Genomic DNA, 16867 nt, shown 5'->3' with positions numbered 1-16867 from the left:
CTCAGCGGGCGGCGCGCAGCTCGACGACCTCGCGGGCCTTGAGTCCTACGGAGATCGCCGCGCGCACCGGCCACTGGTACCAGCGGTGGTAGCGCCGGTGCAGGTACCGCTCGGCGGAGGCGTGGTGCGCCGAGATCATCGGGGCCGGCCGCGCCTTCCACGACACGCCGCCGACGTGCACCACGCGCGCTGACGGGACGTACACGTTCTCCCAGCCGGCGAGCGCCAGCCGCTCGCCCAGGTCCACGTCCTCGAAGAACATGAAGTACGACTCGTCGAACCCGCCGACGGCCTCGAACGCCTCGCGGCGCAGCAGCAGGCACGCACCCGACAGCCAGCCCGCGGGGCGCTCCTGGCCGGCGGTCTCCTGCCGGCGCTGGTACGCCCGGGTCCACGGGTTGCCGGGCCAGACCTTGCCGAACACCGCGTGCCCGACGCCCTGCGTGAGCGACGGCAGCTCGCGCGCGGACGGGTACACCGTGCCGTCCTCGTTCAGCAGCGCCGGTCCGAGGGCCCCAGCCCGCGGGTACCGCTCCGCCGCGGCGAGCAGGGTGTCGAGCGAGCCCGGCTCCCACACGACGTCCGGGTTCGCCACCACCAGCCACGGCTGGGTCGCCCCGCGGGCACCGGCGTTCGCGCCGCCGCCGTAGCCCAGGTTCTCGCCCGTGCGGACCACACGACCCCCGGCCTCGGCCGCCAGGCGGTCCGCGACCACGCCGTCGGTGCCGTTGTCCACGAGGACCAGGTCGACGTCAGCGGTGGTCGCCGCGGCCAGGGAGCGGGTGAAGTCCGCGAGCTCGTCGCCCGGGTGGAACACGATGCTCACCACGCGCACCGCCGGGCGGGCGGCCGGGGCGTCGGCAGGGTGGTCGGCGTCGGTGCGGCGCGGGTCCGGGGCAGGGATCGTCATGGCCGGGTCAGGTTATCGCCCGTCGCCGGCCTCGGGGTCCACCTCGTCCGGGGACCGGCCCAGCAGGTGCGCGACCTGCTCGACGACCACCTCGTGCACCAGGTCGGCCAGCTCGTCGGCGTCGCCTGCGCGGCTCTCGACCGGTCGCCGGTAGACGACGATCCGCGGCGGGAGCCCGGGCTGGGCGGGGAAGTACCGGCCCAGCGGCACGCCGCCGCCCTCCCAGGGCGCCGGGTTCGAGGGCGGCACGTCCTCCACGGCGAACTCCACGCCGTCCAGGTACGTGCCCCACCGCGACTCCAGCCGTTCGACGGAGTCCAGCACCAGGTCGTCGAACCGCTCCGCCCGCGTGCGGTGCGCCGGGAGCGTCGCCGGGAGCAGCGGCCCGCGGATGCCGCGCCCGCGCCGGTCGCGACGACGGACCGCGCCGGTCGGGGCGGGGCGACGGTCGCCCGGGAGGGCGGGGACGGACCGACGGAGAGCCATCCGGGCACTGTATCCGGGTGACAACGCGGGTCGCGCGCGTCGCCGGGGGGATGCGGCGGTACGGTCTACCCCGTGAGACCAGTCCGCCAGTGCTCCCGCACCGCGTGCGGTCGTCCGGCGGTCGCCACCCTGACGTACGTGTACGCGGACTCGACCGCCGTGCTCGGCCCGCTCGCGACGCTCGCCGAGCCGCACTCCTACGACCTGTGCGCCGAGCACGCGTCGCGCCTCACCGCACCCCGCGGGTGGGAGGTCGTCCGGCTCACCCCGGAGTTCGTCGAGTCCGGCCCCAGCCACGACGACCTGCTCGCCCTCGCCGACGCCGTGCGGGAGGCGGGCCGACCCGCGCCGAGGCACGCCGCCGCCGTCCCGGACGGGCTGCCGGCGGCCTCGCAGCTCGCCGAGACCGAGACCCGCCGCCGCGGGCACCTCCGCGTCCTGCGCAGCGACGAGGACTAGCGCGATGGCGACCGCAGGGGGCGGTGCACCGGGACGCCGCAAGGGCCGCCGGGCCGAGCCGGAGGCAGCGCCCCTGGGGTCCCTGAGCCAGACGGGGCAGACGCACGCACCCGGCACGAGCACGTGCGAGGTGTGCGGGTCGGAGCGGCTCACGCGGCTGCACCTGGCGCTCGCCGACGGCACCGACGTGACGTTCGTGTCCTGCCACGAGTGCGAGCACCGCGCGTGGTTCCCCGTGGCGGGCGACGGGACGGCGCTCAGCCGTGACGAGGTCGTCCGGCGGTCCAGCAAGGGCTGAGGCACGGCCCGCGTGCAGGTGCGCGGTCGGTCGGGCTTCACCCCGGCCCCCGTCATCCCGGCAGGGTCACCCCGGTCGTGTCGTCGAAGACGTGCACCCGGGCGGTGTCGAGGCGCAGCGTCGTGCGGTCACCCGGCCGGAGCGGCGTCTCCGCCGGGACCTTCGCGACGAGCGTGCGGTCGCCCGCCCGGAACGTCGCGAACGCGTCGTCCCCGCGCAGCTCCAGCAGGACGAGCTCCGCGTCGAGCGAGGCGTCCTCGACGCCCCGGCCGGACTCGTCGTGACCACCCACGCGCAGGTGCTCCGGGCGGACACCGAGGCTCAGCCGGGAGCCTGCCGCGGCGGCGGCCGAGCCGGCGGGCAGCCACCCCCACGGGACGCGCGCGCCCGGGACGTCGAGCCCGGCGTGGTCACGGACCGCCGGGAGCAGGTTGATCTCCGGGTCGCCGAGGAACGTGGCGACGAACCGGTCCACGGGGTTCCGGTACAGCTCACGCGGGGGACCCTGCTGGACGACCACCCCGTCGCGGAGCAGCACCACCCGGTCCGCCATCGTCATCGCCTCGACCTGGTCGTGCGTGACGTACACCGTCGTGACCCCGAGCGAGCGGTGCAGGTCCAGGATCTCCGCCCGCATCGTGCTCCGGAGCTTCGCGTCGAGGTTCGACAGCGGCTCGTCCATGAGGAAGATCCGCGAGTCCTGCACCATGGCGCGGGCGAGCGCGACGCGCTGACGCTGACCGCCCGACAGCTCGGCCGGCGGCCGGTCCAGGTAGGGCGTGAGCCCGAGGGCGTCCGCGACCGCGCCCACCTTCTGCTGCACGACGGCGCGCGGCGTGCGGCGGAGCCGGAGCCCGAACGAGATGTTCTGCGCCACGGACATGTGCGGGTACAGCGCGTAGTTCTGGAACACCATCGAGACGTCCCGGTTCTTGGGGTGGACGTCGTTCATCCGGCGCCCGTCGACCAGGACGTCGCCCGCCGTCACGTCCTCCAGGCCCGCGAGCATGCGCAGCAGCGTCGACTTGCCGCAGCCGGAGGGTCCGATCAGGACGACGAACTCACGGTCGTCGATGCTCAGCGAGACGTCGTCGACGGCGAGCGTGGCGGCGTGATCGCCCTGACCGCCACGGTCGGTCAGGGAGACGCTCGTCGCTGCGACGGTGCTCGCGCCGGCCAGGCAGACCGACCACCAGCGGATCACCGCGGGCGACCGCGGTGCGCCCGCACGGCCGGGCGGTGCGGCGAGCCGCATGCCGAAGGTGAGCACGGCGGTGGCCAGCGTCGCGGCCAGCACGCCGGACATCACGGCGAACGCGAGCGTGGGGCCACGCTGCGCCTGCTCCCACCCCGCGAGCAGCGCTCCGAGCTCGCTGGCGTGCAGCGAGCCCGCGTACGGGACGGTCCACCGGTCGCCTCCGGACAGCAGGGCGAGCCCGTCGCCCGCGAGCACGACCGCGGACGTGCCGGCGGGCGGCTGGGCGTCGGCGACGGTGGTCGTCGGGTCGACCACGACCGCGTGGTGGGCGTCGGAGCGCGTGGTCGCGGCGGCGACGAGGCTGCCGTCCGCCACCAGCACGGGGTCCGGCAGTGCCGCCACGAGCGGTGCGAGATCGGCGGGGCGGAGCCCCTCGAGCCCGTGCGCGGGCGCGGAGGACACCACGGCGAGGTTGAGCGCGCCGACCGCGAGCAGCAGCACCACCCAGAGCCGCGGGAGGGCGGCGATCCGGGCGGCCGGACCGGGCCGCGGGCCGGGTGCCATCGCTCAGACCTCGTGCACCGGGTCGAGGTCGACCTCGAAGGCCTCGGCGTCGCCGGCGCCGCAGTACACGGTCACGCCGCCCTCGCGCGGCACCATCGCACCGGGGAACACGACGTCCGCGAGGTCCGGCCGCTTGCTCGCGCCCGGGGGCAGGTCGGCGCGCTCGAAGAGCAGACGGGGGGCGGTGTACGCGAGGGTCCCGGGGTCGAGCACGAAGGCGAACGGGTAGTAGTGGCGGTCGCCGGCGGCGTCGAACCGGGCGATGTGACCGAGCAGCCCGAGCGTCCCGTCGTCGAGCACCGCCGCCTGGTTGACCCCGCCCCACTCGTCGGCGGCGAACAGGTGCTCGAGGCGCGGAGCCGTCGCCACGTCCGCGAGGGTGAGCGCGGCGAGCGACGGGACGACGGTCACGCCGATCCGGCCCCGCCCGTCCGAGCCGCCCTGGGGCCGCGTCAGCACGGCGAGCCGGCCGTCGCGCAGCTCGGCGAACCGGAGGTCCTTCATGCCCCACGGCCCCGCGAACGCCGACGCGGGGTGCCACGGGTCGACCAGACGCAGCACCACGGTCCGGTACAGCAGGGTCGGCCGCCCGTCGGGGAGCGGGGCGTCCGGCACCTCCACGACCTCGACCCCGCCGAGGTGCGTCGCGCCGTCGTGCTGGAACACGAACGGGTCCTGCAGCGCCGGCCGTGCGGCGCCGGGCAGCGGCCGCCAGGTGCCGTCGTCGCCGCGGCCGAAGAGGACGGTCTCGGACCGCTCGTCGGCCCGGTGCTCCACGCGGCCGGCCAGCAGGAGCGTCCCGTCCGGCCCTGCGAACGGCGCCGAGACGTTGTAGACGTCGCGGTCACCGACGCCGTCGAACGCCAGGCGGCGTACGGCGCGGGGACCGTGGCCGGACCCGCGGTACGCGGCCAGCAGCTGATCGGTGCGGACGGTCGGGGGCACGGGGGCCTCGCTCTCGGCAGGGGCGGCGGTCACCGGACCGCCTCGGACGTGTGGGACGGCACGAAGTACCGCTGCATGGTGAAGAACAGGACGAGCACGGGGACGATCGAGAGCGTGGTCGCGGCCATGAGGAGCGGCCAGTCGGTCTCGAACTGGCCGCGGAACATCGTGAGGCCCACCTGGACGGTGAACTTCTCGACGTCGTTGAGGTAGATCAGCGGCCCGAGGAAGGCGTTCCAGGTGCCCATGAAGGCGGTGACCGCGACGGTGACGATCGCCGGGCGGGACATGGGGACGAAGACGCGCCAGAGGATCGCCCACCAGCCGGCGCCGTTCATGTAGGCCGCCTCGGCGAAGTCCCGCGGGATCGACCGGAAGAACTGGAACAGGAAGAACACGTGCACCGCCTGCCCGCCGAGCGCGGGGAGGATCAGCGGCCAGTAGGTGTTGATCAGCTCGACGCCGAGGCGGTCCCCGATCTCCGCCCAGAAGATGTACCCGGGCACGATGGTGATCTCGCCGGGCAGCATGATCGTCACCAGGAGGAACAGGAACAGCGGCTTCTTCCACCGGAACTCGAACCGGGCGAAGCCGTACGCCACGACGATCGACACCACGACCTCACCGGCCATCACGGCGAGCGTGTAGAGCGCGGTGTTGAGGAAGAACCGGGCGAACGGGAGCGCCTCGAAGACCTCGCGGTAGTGCTGCCACTGCGGGTCCGAGGGGAGCCACTGCGGCGGGATCGAGAACACGTCGCCGTCCGGCTTCAGCGACGTCGTGACCATCCACGCGAACGGCAGCAGCATCGACAGGGCGACGACCGACAGCATCGCGTGCTTGGCGACCGAGCGGTGCCAGGTGCGGCGCCGGTGCGCACGGCGGCGGGCGGCGGCCACGGCGAGCACCCGCCCCCGGCGCGGGTCGGCGGCCGTCATGACTCCTCGTTCGCGCGGGAGAAGGTCCAGAAGTCGCTGAAGCGGAACACCAGGGCGGTGGCGGCCAGGACGACGACCAGGAACACCCACGACATCGCCGAGGCGTAGCCCATGCGGAAGTGCTCGAACGCGGTCCGGTAGATGTGCAGCATCACGAAGTTGCCCTCGCCGCCGGCACCACCGAGCACGTACGCGTCGTTGAACTTCTTGAACGCGCCGATGATCCCCATCACGAGGTTGTAGAAGAGGATCGGCCGCATCAGCGGGAGGGTGACGAACGCGAGCCGCGCCCACCACCCCGCACCCTGGAGGGTCGCGGCCTCCCCGAGGTCCCGCGGCACCTCGTTCAGCGCCACCAGGTAGGTGAGCATCCCGCCGCCCGCGCCCCACAGGGCGATCATCGTGTAGGAGGGCAGGACCCACGCCGGGTCGGTGAGCCAGCCCGGGCCCTGCACCCCGAGCATGCCGAGGGCGCCGTTGACGAGGCCCGCGGCCGGGTCCAGCACCCACCGCCAGATCAGGCCCACCGCGACGCCGGACACGACGGCCGGCAGGTAGTAGATCGTCCGGTAGAGGCTGATGCCCTTGATGCGGGAGTTCAGCACCATCGCGACGCCGAGCGAGGCGGCCATGCCCAGGGGGACGGACACGAGGCCGAAGCGCACGGTCACCCACAGCGACCGCCAGAACTGCTCGTCCCGGGCCAGCTCGGTGAAGTTGCCGAGGCCGCGCCAGGTGGGGGTGCCGATCACGGGCCAGTCGGTGAAGCTCATGACCGCCGACATGATCATCGGCACCAGCGCGAACAGGCCGAACGCGACGAACCAGGGCGCGACGTAGGCGTAGGCGGGGCTGATGCGACGCCGCCGCGTCCGGGCGGCGACGAGCTCGGCGGCGCGGCGCTCGCGCTCCGCGGGTGTGCGCACGGGCGGCGTCCCGCGGTGCAGGGCCACCGCAGCGGGGGCGGGGTCGGGTCGAGGCACGGATCCTCCGAGGAAGAGTGGGGGAGCGGCGGGTGCTGCCCGGGCGGGCGCGTGCGCCAGCCCGGGCAGCGCTCGTCAGCGGTCGACGATCGTCCGCATCCGGTCCGCAGCGGCCCGCGCCAGGTCCCCGACGTCACCGACTCCGCGTCCGTCGCCGTCCGTCAGGATCGGGCTCTCCAGCTGCTCCCAGAGCACCGTCCCGAGCTCGTTCTGCTCGGGGAGGTTGTGGAAGCCGCGCGCCATCTCGGCCGACCGGGTCACCACGTCGACCGCGTACGCCTTCTCGGGGTTGACGGACGCGATGTCGCCCACCCGGGATGCCACGGGCGCCGGGACCTTCCAGTCGAACATCGCCTGGGTCAGGTCCGTGAGCGCCGCGATCCCGGCGTCCTGGTCCGCCACGCCCGCCGACAGCACGGTGGAGGCCGTCCAGCTGAAGGTGACCTGCTCCGCGCTGCCGGCCGGCATGAGCGCCATGCCCACCTCGAACGGGTCGCCGGACTCCGCCACCTTCCGTTCGACGTCGTCGGCCGCTCCACCCACCATCATCGCCACCGTCCCGTCGACGAACGAGGACTCGACGCCGCGGGACTGCGCCAGCGCTTGGGGCATCGTGGTCGCCGGGTCGTTCGCGAGCTCGTGCGCGAGGGTCAGGCCCCGGATCGTCTCCTCGGAATCGAGGACGATCTCGCCGTCCGGGTCGACGTAGTCGCCGCCCTCGCCCCAGGCGTGGAGCGCCAGCGGCGGTGTCCCCGTGGTCGCGTACCCCCAGCGGGAGTCGCCCGTGAGGGTACGAGCCGTCTCCTGGAACTCGGGCCACGTCCAGTCGTCGGCCGGGGCGGTGAGCCCCGCCTCGGCGAAGCGGTCGGCGTTGTAGTAGACGACGTACGGCTGGCCGATCCACGGCAGGCCGTACAACGTGTCGTCGACGGTGGCGGTGTCGAGCGAGCCCGGCAGGTAGTCGTCGAGGTCGACGGCGTCCTCCACCAGACCGGTGAGGTCCGTCAGCGTGCCGTTCGTCGCGTACGCGGGCACGTACTCCTGGGACAGCCAGTACAGGTCCGGGGCCTGCCGTCCGGCGATCATCGTCTGGAGCTTGGTGTAGTACTCGCCGCCCGGCACGACCATCTGCTCGAGGCGGTAGACGTCCTGCGCGGCGTTGAGCTCGTCGAGGATCGCGTCGAGCTCGCCCGACTCGGTCTCGTTGGCCCACGTCGCGAGCGTGAGCTCGACCGGACCGGCCTCGTCGTCGGAGGCGGCCGGGCCACCGCAGGCCGCGAGGACCAGGGTGACCCCCACGGCGAGCGCCGGGGCAGGGGTGAGCAGTCGTCGGTGCATGGGGTCTCCTCATCGGCCCGGCACCCGGCTCTGGGTGTCGGACGGCACGGTGCTGGGGAAGGGCGCGTCGACGGACGGCGCGCTCTGCGTGCTGCGGCTGAGGGACGTGCTCCGGTGTGGTTCAAACCGGTTTAGTGGATCGTAGCCGCACGGGGTGGAGCGCCGTCAAGTCACCCCTTCACCCCGGACCCGAGGTCGGCCGAGGTGAAGTGCCGCTGGAACGCCACGAAGAGCGCGACCGCCGGCAGGGACAGCACCACCGCGCCGGCGAGCGCGACGCCGAACGGGTTCGCGGCCGTGGCCGCGGCGTTGTCGATGTAGTTCGCGAGCGCGACGGCGAGCGGCTGCATCGACTGCTTCTTCGTGACCAGGAAGGGCCACAGGAACTCGTTCCACGGCCCGATGAACGTCACGAGCGTCGCCGTCAGCAGGGCGGGGCGGACGAGCGGCAGGGCGATCGACCGCAGGATCCGCAGCTCGGACGCCCCGTCGATGCGCGCGGCGTGGAACAGCTCCGGCGGCAGCTGCAGGAAGTACGAGCGGAAGATCAGCACCGCCGTGGAGTTCACCGCGAACGGCAGGATCATGCCGAGGTAGGTGTCCGCGAGCCCGAACGTCCGGACCGTCAGCACGTACAGCGGCACCATCAGGAGCTGGAACGGCACCGCCTGGACGAGCAGGACGAGCGCGAAGAGGCTGCCCCGGCCGCGCCACCGGAGGACCGCCAGCGCGTAGCCGGCGACGGAGCCCAGCAGGAGCGTGCAGCCGACGACGCCTCCGGTGACGACGAACGAGTTGAGCAGCGAGCCGGCGAGGTCCACCGCCTGGTCGATCGCGCGGTAGTTGTCGAGGGCCATGTTGGACGGTCGAGGCACCGTGCCCGAGAGCGTCGCGTCCTTGGTGCGCTGCAGCGAGGCGACGACCATGTACGCGAACGGGAACGCGAACAGGACGGCACCGGCCGTGAGCGTGACGTACGAGGCGACGACGGACCACCAGCGACGGGCCGGCATCAGTCGCGTCCCTCGGTCAGACGCCGCCCGACCCACGCGAGCGCGAGCACGCCCACGACGAGCACCAGGCCGATCGCGGCGGCGCGGTCCGGGTGGTTCTGCTGGATCGCCTGCTGGTAGATCAGCAGCACCGGAGTGGTCGACGCGCCGTTCGGGCCGCCACCGTTGGTCAGCAGGTACGGCTCCGTGAACAGGTTGGCGCCGGTGATCAGCGCCAGCGTCACGACCAGCGCGGTCGCGGCGCGGGTCCCGGGCCAGGTCACCGCGCGGAACGACTGCCACCAGCCCGCCCCGTCCGTGCGCGCCGACTCGTAGAGCTCGCGCGGGACGTTCTGCAGCGACGACAGGTACAGCAGGATGAAGAAGCCCAGCTGCTTCCACGTCACGTACAGCGCGATCATCGGCATCGCCCAGGTGGAGCTCACCAGCCACGAGGGGCTCGGCGCGAGGCCGCCGAGCGCACCGTTGACCACGCCGTCCTCGCTGAACATGAAGAGCCACACGGTGACCGTCGCGACGCTGGCCGTCACGTAGGGGACGTAGTACGCGACCCGGAAGAACGTCCGGCCGCGCACCGCCGCGTTCAGCGCCACCGCGAGCAGGAGCGACCCGGCGACCGTGAGCGGCACGTTGATCACCAGGAAGACGGCGACGTGCCGGAACGCCGCCAGCACCTGCGGGTCGCTCAGCGCGGCGGTGAGGTTGTCCAGCCCGACGAACGGCCGGTCGACGGTCGCGCCCGGCGCGGTGAACGTGTACTCGTGGAACGCGATCCACACGCCGAGGCCGAGCGGGTAGACGAACACCGCGGCGAGGAAGACGGCGTACGGCGCGGACAGCACCCAGCCGACCGGGTCCCGTCCGGTGAGCCGGCGGAGCCCCGCCACGTCAGTCCTGCGCCAGGTCGGCGACGGTGCGGGCGGCGCCGTCCAGCGTGGGGGCGATCTCGCCCTCGCCGAAGATCACGGCGCTCGACCAGGCGTCGCGGAAGGTCTGCCAGATCTCGGTGGACCCGAGGGTGTTCGGCACGGCGACCGTCTTCCCGGTGGACCACGTGGCGTACTCCGGGTTCGCGGCGAAGTACTCCGCGTACGTCCCCGCGAGGTCGGTGCGCAGCGGCATCTGCCCGGTCAGCTCGAGCAGCGCGCCGTCCTGCTCGGTGCTCGTGGTGAACTTGAGGAACTCCCAGGCCGTCGCCTGGTTCTCGCACGACGTGTACATGCCGATGTTCTTGGCGTCGTCGAACGTCGCGGTGGTCGCGGCGTCCGTCCCGGCCGACGTCGGCACGGGGACGGTTCCCCAGTCGACCTTGTCGGCGAAGCTCGCGACCGCCCACGGGCCGGCGACCGCCATGGCGGCGACCCCGTCGACGAAGGCGTCCCCGGTGTAGGGCTCCTGCCCGGCCAGCCCCTCGTCGTAGAGGGTGCGCCACAGCTCCGCGACGGCCAGCGCGTCGTCGTCCGTGAACGTCGGCTCGCCGTCGACCAGGAGCTGCCGGCCGCCGGACTCGGCCGCGTAGAACGGGTAGAAGTCGAACCAGGCCTGGTAGTACTCGCTGCTGGGCGACGGGTAGATCGCGTAGGGCGACACGCCGGCGTCGACGAGCGCCCGGGCCGTCGCCAGCAGGTCCTCGTGGGTGCCGAGCCGCGGCTGGTCGGGGTCGAGACCCGCCTGCTCGAACAGGGCGCGGTTGTAGAAGATCACGACGGGGTTCGACTTCCACGGCATCTGGAAGTAGCCGTCCGCGGAGGCGAACTGCGCCGCTGCCTCGCCGGACCGGTCCTCGATGTACGCCGTCCCGTCCTCGAACTGCGAGAGGTCGACCAGACCGCCCTGCCGCTCGAAGTCCGCGACGGCGGCGGGGGCGGTGTTGTAGACGAGGCACGGGGTGTTGCCCGCCGCGATCGAGGCGCCGATGACCTCTTCCGAGGACTTGCCGGCGGGGATCTCCTCGGCGGTCACCTGCTCGTCGGGGTGGTCGGCGTTCCAGGCGCTGACGGCGGCCTCGCCCCACGCGACCTCCTGCGCGTTGTTGGAGTACCAGATGGTGATGGGCCCGGAGGAGGTGCGGGGGTCGGCACCGCTCCCGTCGCCGGAGGCGGTCCCGCAGGCCGCGAGGGTGAGGGCTGCGGCAGCCAGCGCTGCCACCGTGGTCGGACGCTTCATCGCGCATCTCCCGTTCTGGATGGGCCCGTGCGCGGCACCACGGGCGGTGGACCGGCGTCTGAACCGGTTTGAAAGATGCTACTCATGAGTGGCTCGGCGGTGTCAAGGGGCGCTGCGGTCGCGCGATCTACGGGCCGACCGGGCGGCACTTGACGTGGCCCGGCCGGTTCGCTTGACTGGGCTCAAACCGGTTCAACACCGGTTTCAACACGTTGACGGCACGGAGGCACGCATGGCGAGTGAGGGTCCCGACGCGGACGCCGTCCGACCCGTCGCGCAGCGGCGTCCCACGATCAGCGACGTCGCAGCGCGCGCCGGCACGTCCAAGGGGACCGTGTCGTTCGTGCTCAACGGCCGCGCGGGTGTCGCCCCGGCGACCCGTGCGCGAGTCCTCGCGGCGATCGACGAGCTCGGCTTCTCGCCCAGCGGCGCGGCCCGCGCCCTGTCCCGGTCCCGCGCCGACGCCATCGGGCTCGTGCTCGCCCGGCACCCGGAGACGCTGCGGTCGGACTCGTTCTTCGCCGCGTTCCTCGGCGGGCTCGAGCAGGGCCTCGCCGGCACCGACACGGCCGTCCTGCTGCGCTTCGTCGCGGACGAGGAGCAGGAGGTCGCCGCGCACCGCAGCCTGGCGGAGGGGCGCCGGGTCGACGGGCTGGTCCTGGCCGACCTGCGGTGCGACGACCCACGCATCGATCTGGTCGCGGGGCTGGGGCTGCCCGCCGTGACCCTCAACGAGCCGGACGTGCCGTCGCCGTTCCTCGCGGTGCGGCAGGACGACCTCTCGGCGGTGCGGCACGCGGTGTCGCACCTCGTCGCGCTCGGGCACCGCCGGATCGGCCACGTCAGCGGCCCCCTGCGGTACCTGCACGCCCTCCGGCGGCGCGACGCCTGGCTCGACGCCCTCGCCGGTCACGGGCTCGCGCCGGGGGCGTGGGAGGAGTCGGACTTCACGGCGCAGGGCGGTGCCCAGGCGACGCACGCGCTCCTCGACCGCACACCGGACGAGCGGCCGACCGCCGTGCTCTACGGCAACGACACCATGGCCGTCGCCGGGACCGTCGCGGCGCAGTCGCGCGGCCTCGTGCTCCCGCGCGACCTGTCCGTCGTGGGGTTCGACGACGCCGAGCTGTCCGCGCACGTGCGTCCCGCGCTCACCACCATCCGCACCGACCCGTACGGGTGGGGCGCCGCCGCGGGCCGCTGCCTGATCGACCTCGTGCACGGCCGCGGCCGCGTCGAGATCACCATGCAGGCGCCCCGGCTGGTGGTGCGGGACTCGACCGCGCCGCCGGGCACCGACCACTGATGACCGACCACTGACCTCTGACCACCACCGCGCGTCCGTGGTGTGCACGACCCCCCTGCTCCGACGGGGCGACACGCTCACCGCGTCGCCCGATCGCCACGCGACCGTGCGCCCTCGCGCGCCCTGCCGCACCTCAGCCGCCGCCCCTGACCCGCTCCGGCACCGAGGAGACCCGTGATCCCCACGTCCGTCCCGTACACCCTCACGCGGCTGCGCACGCTGATGGAGGCCGAGCCCGGCAACCCGCTCGAGGCGGAGGGCGTCCTCAACCCCGCCTCCGGACGCACCCCCGACGGGGAGCTGCACCTCCTGCCGCGACTCGTCGCGGCAGGCAACGTGTCCCGTGTCGGCCTCGCCCGGGTGGTCGTCGAGGACGGCGAGCCCGTCGGCGTGGAGCGCCGCGGCGTCGTGCTGGAGCCCGCGAACCGCTGGGAGAGCGGAGCCCGGAACGCCGGCACCGAGGACCCGCGCACGACGTGGCTGCCGGACCTGCAGGTGCACGTCATGACGTACGTCTCCTACGGGCCGCTCGGGCCCCGCACGGCGCTCGCCGTGTCCGAGGACCTCGTGCGGTGGCGCCGCCTCGGGCCCCTGCTGTTCCGGTACGACCCCGACCTGGACGTCGACCTCAACCTGTACCCGACCAAGGACGTCGTGCTGCTCCCGGAGGTCGTGCCCGGGCCCGGGGGCGAGCCCAGCTACGCGCTGCTGCACCGCCCCACGTGGGACCTCGGGCTGGTCCGCGCCGGCGAGGGGGAGAGGCCGCCCGGTCACGTGACCGACCCCCGCCCGGCGATCTGGATCTCCTACGCGCCCGCTGCGGCCGTCCGGGAGGACCTCGCCGCCCTGGCCCTGCAGCACGGCGCCCGCGAGCTGGCCGCCCCGGCGTACCCCTTCGAGGCGCTGAAGATCGGCGCCGGCCCGGCACCGATCCGGGTCCCCGAGGGCTGGCTGCTGCTCCACCACGGCGTGACGGGGGAGATCCGGGACCCGTGGTCCCCGCACAACCCGGTCCGGTACTGCGCGGGAGCGATGCTGCTGGACGCGGAGGACCCCGGCCGGGTCATCGCCCGGACCGAGCGCCCGCTCCTGGAGCCGGAGACGCCGGACGAGCGGGTGGGCACCGTCGCGGACGTCGTCTTCCCGACGGCGATCGAGCGGATCGGGGACGCGACCTTCGTGTTCTACGGCATGGCGGACGCCCGCATCGGTGTCGCCCGCCTCGACCGGGTGGCCTGACGTGCTGCGGCTCGAGAACGCCGTCCAGCACTACGCGTGGGGGTCGACCGACGCGCTGCCCGCGCTGCTCGGACGGCCGCCGGACGGCCGCCCGCACGCGGAGCTGTGGCTCGGGGCGCACCCGGCCGGCCCGTCCGCCGCCGTGCGGACGTCCGGGGCCGAGGCGCCCGTCGTCCGTCCCCTCGACGCGCTCGTCGCGGACGACCCGGACGGCATCCTCGGGGCCGGCGTGCGCGCCCGGTTCGGCGACCGGCTGCCGTACCTGGTCAAGCTGCTCGCCGCGGAGCGGGCGCTGTCGTTGCAGGTGCACCCCGACGCCGACCGTGCGCGTCGCCGGCACGACGAGGAGACGGCGCAGGGCGTCCCCGCGGCGGAGCGGAGCTACCCCGACCCCTGGCACAAGCCCGAGCTGCTCGTCGCGCTCGCCCCGACGCTCGCCCTCGCGGGTCTGCGCCCGCCGGACGAGGCCGCCGCTGCTCTCGCCGCCCTGGACGCGGGGGACGCGGTGGCGGACGTGGTCGCCGCGCTGCGCGCCCCGGGTCCCGAGGACGTCCGGCTGCGGACGGCGCTCACGTGCGTGCTGGCGCTGCCGCTGGAGGCCGTCGCCGCCGTCACCGCCGCGCTGGCGTCGACCGCTCCCTGCGCGCTGCCCCCCGTCGCCGACGTCGATGCCCGGGGCGTGGCGCGGCTGCTGGCCGACCAGTTCCCCGCCGACCGCGGCGTGGTCGCGTCGTTCCTGATGCACGCCGTCGTGCTCGCCCAAGGGGAGGCGCTGTTCGTCGACGCGGGCGTGCTGCACTGCTACGTCGCGGGGCTGGGGCTGGAGGTGATGGCGGCGTCCGACGACGTGCTCCGCGCCGGGCTCACGGGCAAGCGCGTGGACGTCGGCGAGCTGCTCGCGGTGGTGCGGACCCACCCGGGACCGGCGCCCGTCCTGCGACCCGTGCCCCGCGCGCACGGCAGCGGAGTCGCCGTCCGGCAGTACGTGACGGACACCGCGGAGTTCGCGCTGGCCGTCGTGGACCTGGACGTCGACGCGGCGACCGCGGTCCCGACGCCGGGCGGGCCGCGTGCGGTCCTCGGGCTGTCCGGGGCGGTGACGGTGACCACGCGCGAAGGACGGTGCGCGCTCGGGGCGGGGGAGTCCGTGCTCGTGCCCGACGCCGAGGGGGCCCTGCGGCTCGCGGGCCGCGGCACGGTGGCGGTGGTCGGCGTGCCTGGGGCCGGCGCATGACCGCGCCGGCGCAGCGGCGGCCCGCGCTGTCGCGCGCGCGTCGCGGCTCCTGGTGGCGGGACGCCGTCGTCTACGAGGTCTACCCGCGCTCGTTCGCGGACTCGGACGGGGACGGCGTCGGGGACCTCGGCGGGCTGCTCGCGCGGATCGACCACCTCGCCTGGCTCGGGGTCGGCGCGCTGTGGCTGTGCCCGGTGTACCCCTCGCCGCAGCGGGACAACGGCTACGACGTCGCTGACCACTGCGCGGTCGACCCGCGGTTCGGCACGCTCGCCGACCTGGACGCCGTGGTCGACGAGGCGCACCGGCGGGGGATCCGCGTCGTGCTCGACCAGGTGCTGCACCACACCTCGGACCAGCACCCCTGGTTCCGCGAGGCGGCGGGGTCGCTCGCCGCGCCGCGTCACGACTGGTACCTGTGGCGCCCGCCGCGCTCCGGGCACGTCGGCGGCACGCCCGGCGCCGAGCCCACCAACTGGGGCGCGGCGTTCGGCGGGTCGGCCTGGACGTGGGAGCCCGCGACCGGGCGGTACCGGCTCGGTCTGTTCTCCCCGTGGCAGCCGGACCTCGACTGGTCGAACCCGGACGTCCGGGCGGCGCTCGCGGACGTGCTGCGGTGGTGGCGCGGGCGCGGCGTGGACGGGTTCCGGCTCGACGTGATCAACCTGGTCGACAAGCCGCCGGTGCTCCGGGACGGTCCCGTGCCGCCGGGCGCGCGGTACGCCGACGGGGTCGCGCTGTGCGCCGGCGGGCCGCGGCTGCCCGGGTACCTGCGGGAGCTGCGGGACGCCGCCGACCGGGCGCCCGTGCGGCGCGGTCGCCCGGTCCGCCCGGACGACGCCGTGCTGCTGCTCGGGGAGGCCCCGGGCACCACGCCGGCCCAGGCCGCGACCCTCACGGACCCCCGCGCGGGAGGGCTCGACATGGTGCTGCAGTTCGAGCACGCCGAGCTCGACCGCGAGCCGGCCCGCTGGCGACGGCGGCCGTTCGACCTGCGGGACCTCAAGGCGTGGGCGCGGCGGTGGCAGTCCGGACCCGATCCGTGGCCGGCGCTGTTCCTCGGCAACCACGACCAGGCGCGCATCGCCTCGCGGTACGGGTCCCCCGGACGGTGGCAGTCCCGGTCCGCGGCGCTGTGGGCCGTCCTGCTGCACGCGCACCGGGGGACGCCGTTCCTCTACCAGGGCGACGAGATCGGCATGGCGAACCGGCCGCTGGCCGGCGTCCGCGACGTGCTGGACGTCGAGGCCCGCGGCGTCCTCGCGGCCGCCGTCGCGGCGGGGGAGGACGCGGACGCCGTGCTCGACGGGCTGCGCGCGCTCGGCCGGGACCACGCCCGGGTGCCGGTCGCGTGGGACGCCGGGCGGCACGGCGGCTTCACCACGGGGACGCCGTGGATGCCCGCCCACCCGGACAGCCCGCACCGGAACGTCGCCGCCCAGCGGGACGACCCCGCGTCGGTGCTGGCGCTGCACCGGGCGCTGCTCCGCCTGCGCCGCGACGAGCCCGCGCTGGTGGACGGCGACATCACCGTGCTCCTGCCGGACCACCGCCACGTCTACGCGGTGGAGCGGCGCCTCGGTGCCACCACCCTGCTCGTGGTGGCCAACGTGTCCGGGGAGGCGAGCGCGTGGCCCGGTGGCCTGGACCGGGCCGCGTGGGCCTCGGCGACCGTCCTGCTCACCACGTCCGCCGTCCGGGCCGACGGGGACGGACCGCACCAGGACGCCGCCCGCCCGGCCCGGACGGCGGACGTGGTGAGCAGGACGGTCGCCGAGGGCCACGCGGCC

The 16867-nt window shown here is 74.6% G+C and carries 16 protein-coding genes; 6 read left to right on the top strand and 10 right to left on the bottom strand.

What is annotated here, in order from left to right; genetic code table 11:
- Position 1 precedes the first annotated feature (1 nt).
- Together KJP73_RS16825 and KJP73_RS16820 are read right to left on the bottom strand one after the other, a co-directional pair.
- Positions 2–910, bottom strand: a complete 909-nt coding sequence (locus KJP73_RS16825) for a glycosyltransferase family 2 protein (RefSeq protein ID WP_213284033.1) — start codon at positions 908–910, stop codon at positions 2–4.
- Between the two features lie 12 nt (positions 911–922).
- Positions 923–1396, bottom strand: a complete 474-nt coding sequence (locus KJP73_RS16820) for a metallopeptidase family protein (RefSeq protein WP_213284032.1) — start codon at positions 1394–1396, stop codon at positions 923–925.
- 72 nt (positions 1397–1468) lie between these two features.
- Here KJP73_RS16820 and KJP73_RS16815 point away from each other — a divergent pair, with 72 nt between their 5' ends.
- Both KJP73_RS16815 and KJP73_RS16810 read left to right on the top strand, forming a co-directional pair.
- Positions 1469–1855, top strand: a complete 387-nt coding sequence (locus KJP73_RS16815) for a DUF3499 domain-containing protein (protein WP_213284031.1) — start codon at positions 1469–1471, stop codon at positions 1853–1855.
- A gap of 4 nt (positions 1856–1859) precedes the next feature.
- Entirely contained in the window at positions 1860–2153 is a 294-nt protein-coding gene (locus KJP73_RS16810; RefSeq protein ID WP_213284030.1) for a hypothetical protein, read from the top strand.
- Positions 2154–2205: 52 nt separating this feature from the next.
- Here the strand turns inward: KJP73_RS16810 and KJP73_RS16805 are convergent, their stop codons facing one another.
- The 8 genes from KJP73_RS16805 to KJP73_RS16770 all read right to left on the bottom strand — a co-directional run bounded on the left by KJP73_RS16805 (position 2206) and on the right by KJP73_RS16770 (position 11298).
- Positions 2206–3915, bottom strand: coding sequence for an ATP-binding cassette domain-containing protein (locus tag KJP73_RS16805; RefSeq protein WP_249669480.1), 1710 nt, complete (start codon positions 3913–3915; stop codon positions 2206–2208).
- 3 nt (positions 3916–3918) lie between these two features.
- Positions 3919–4860, bottom strand: a complete 942-nt coding sequence (locus KJP73_RS16800; protein ID WP_213284029.1) for a DUF1861 family protein — start codon at positions 4858–4860, stop codon at positions 3919–3921.
- A 29-nt stretch (positions 4861–4889) separates the two neighbouring features.
- Positions 4890–5798 carry a carbohydrate ABC transporter permease gene (locus KJP73_RS16795; protein WP_213284028.1) on the bottom strand — a complete coding sequence of 303 codons (909 nt, stop codon included), beginning with the start codon at positions 5796–5798 and terminating at the stop codon, positions 4890–4892.
- Complete coding sequence (locus KJP73_RS16790; RefSeq protein ID WP_213284027.1) at positions 5795–6781, bottom strand: carbohydrate ABC transporter permease; 987 nt, start codon at positions 6779–6781, stop codon at positions 5795–5797. The genes KJP73_RS16795 and KJP73_RS16790 overlap by 4 nt, the downstream gene beginning before the upstream one ends.
- A 75-nt stretch (positions 6782–6856) precedes the next feature.
- Complete coding sequence (locus tag KJP73_RS16785) at positions 6857–8119, bottom strand: ABC transporter substrate-binding protein (protein ID WP_213284026.1); 1263 nt, start codon at positions 8117–8119, stop codon at positions 6857–6859.
- A 170-nt stretch (positions 8120–8289) separates the two neighbouring features.
- Positions 8290–9132: a carbohydrate ABC transporter permease gene (locus KJP73_RS16780; RefSeq protein ID WP_213284025.1), complete on the bottom strand. Its 843-nt coding sequence runs from the start codon at positions 9130–9132 to the stop codon at positions 8290–8292.
- On the bottom strand, positions 9132–10019 hold the full coding sequence (locus tag KJP73_RS16775; RefSeq protein ID WP_213284024.1) for a carbohydrate ABC transporter permease: 888 nt from the start codon (positions 10017–10019) through the stop codon (positions 9132–9134). Before KJP73_RS16775 ends, KJP73_RS16780 begins: the two co-directional genes overlap by 1 nt.
- 1 nt (position 10020) lies before the next feature.
- Positions 10021–11298: an extracellular solute-binding protein gene (locus KJP73_RS16770; protein WP_213284023.1), complete on the bottom strand. Its 1278-nt coding sequence runs from the start codon at positions 11296–11298 to the stop codon at positions 10021–10023.
- 232 nt (positions 11299–11530) lie between these two features.
- On the opposite strand from KJP73_RS16770, the gene KJP73_RS16765 reads away from it, so the two are divergent.
- The 4 genes from KJP73_RS16765 to KJP73_RS16750 form a co-directional block, all read left to right on the top strand.
- Positions 11531–12604, top strand: coding sequence for a LacI family DNA-binding transcriptional regulator (locus KJP73_RS16765; RefSeq protein WP_213284022.1), 1074 nt, complete (start codon positions 11531–11533; stop codon positions 12602–12604).
- 174 nt (positions 12605–12778) lie between these two features.
- Positions 12779–13843 (top strand): glycoside hydrolase family 130 protein, encoded by a 1065-nt coding sequence (locus KJP73_RS16760; RefSeq protein ID WP_249669479.1) that lies wholly within the window; start codon positions 12779–12781, stop codon positions 13841–13843.
- A 1-nt stretch (position 13844) separates the two neighbouring features.
- Positions 13845–15077, top strand: a complete 1233-nt coding sequence (gene manA, locus KJP73_RS16755; protein WP_213284021.1) for a mannose-6-phosphate isomerase, class I — start codon at positions 13845–13847, stop codon at positions 15075–15077.
- Positions 15074–16867 (top strand): glycoside hydrolase family 13 protein (locus tag KJP73_RS16750; protein ID WP_213284020.1); only part of this gene is annotated, 1794 nt, incomplete at its 3' end. The genes manA and KJP73_RS16750, both read left to right, overlap by 4 nt.

The organism is Cellulomonas hominis, from assembly GCF_901521055.1.
Classification (GTDB): domain Bacteria; phylum Actinomycetota; class Actinomycetes; order Actinomycetales; family Cellulomonadaceae; genus Cellulomonas; species Cellulomonas endometrii.
This window is presented reverse-complemented; position numbering and strand designations above follow the sequence as displayed.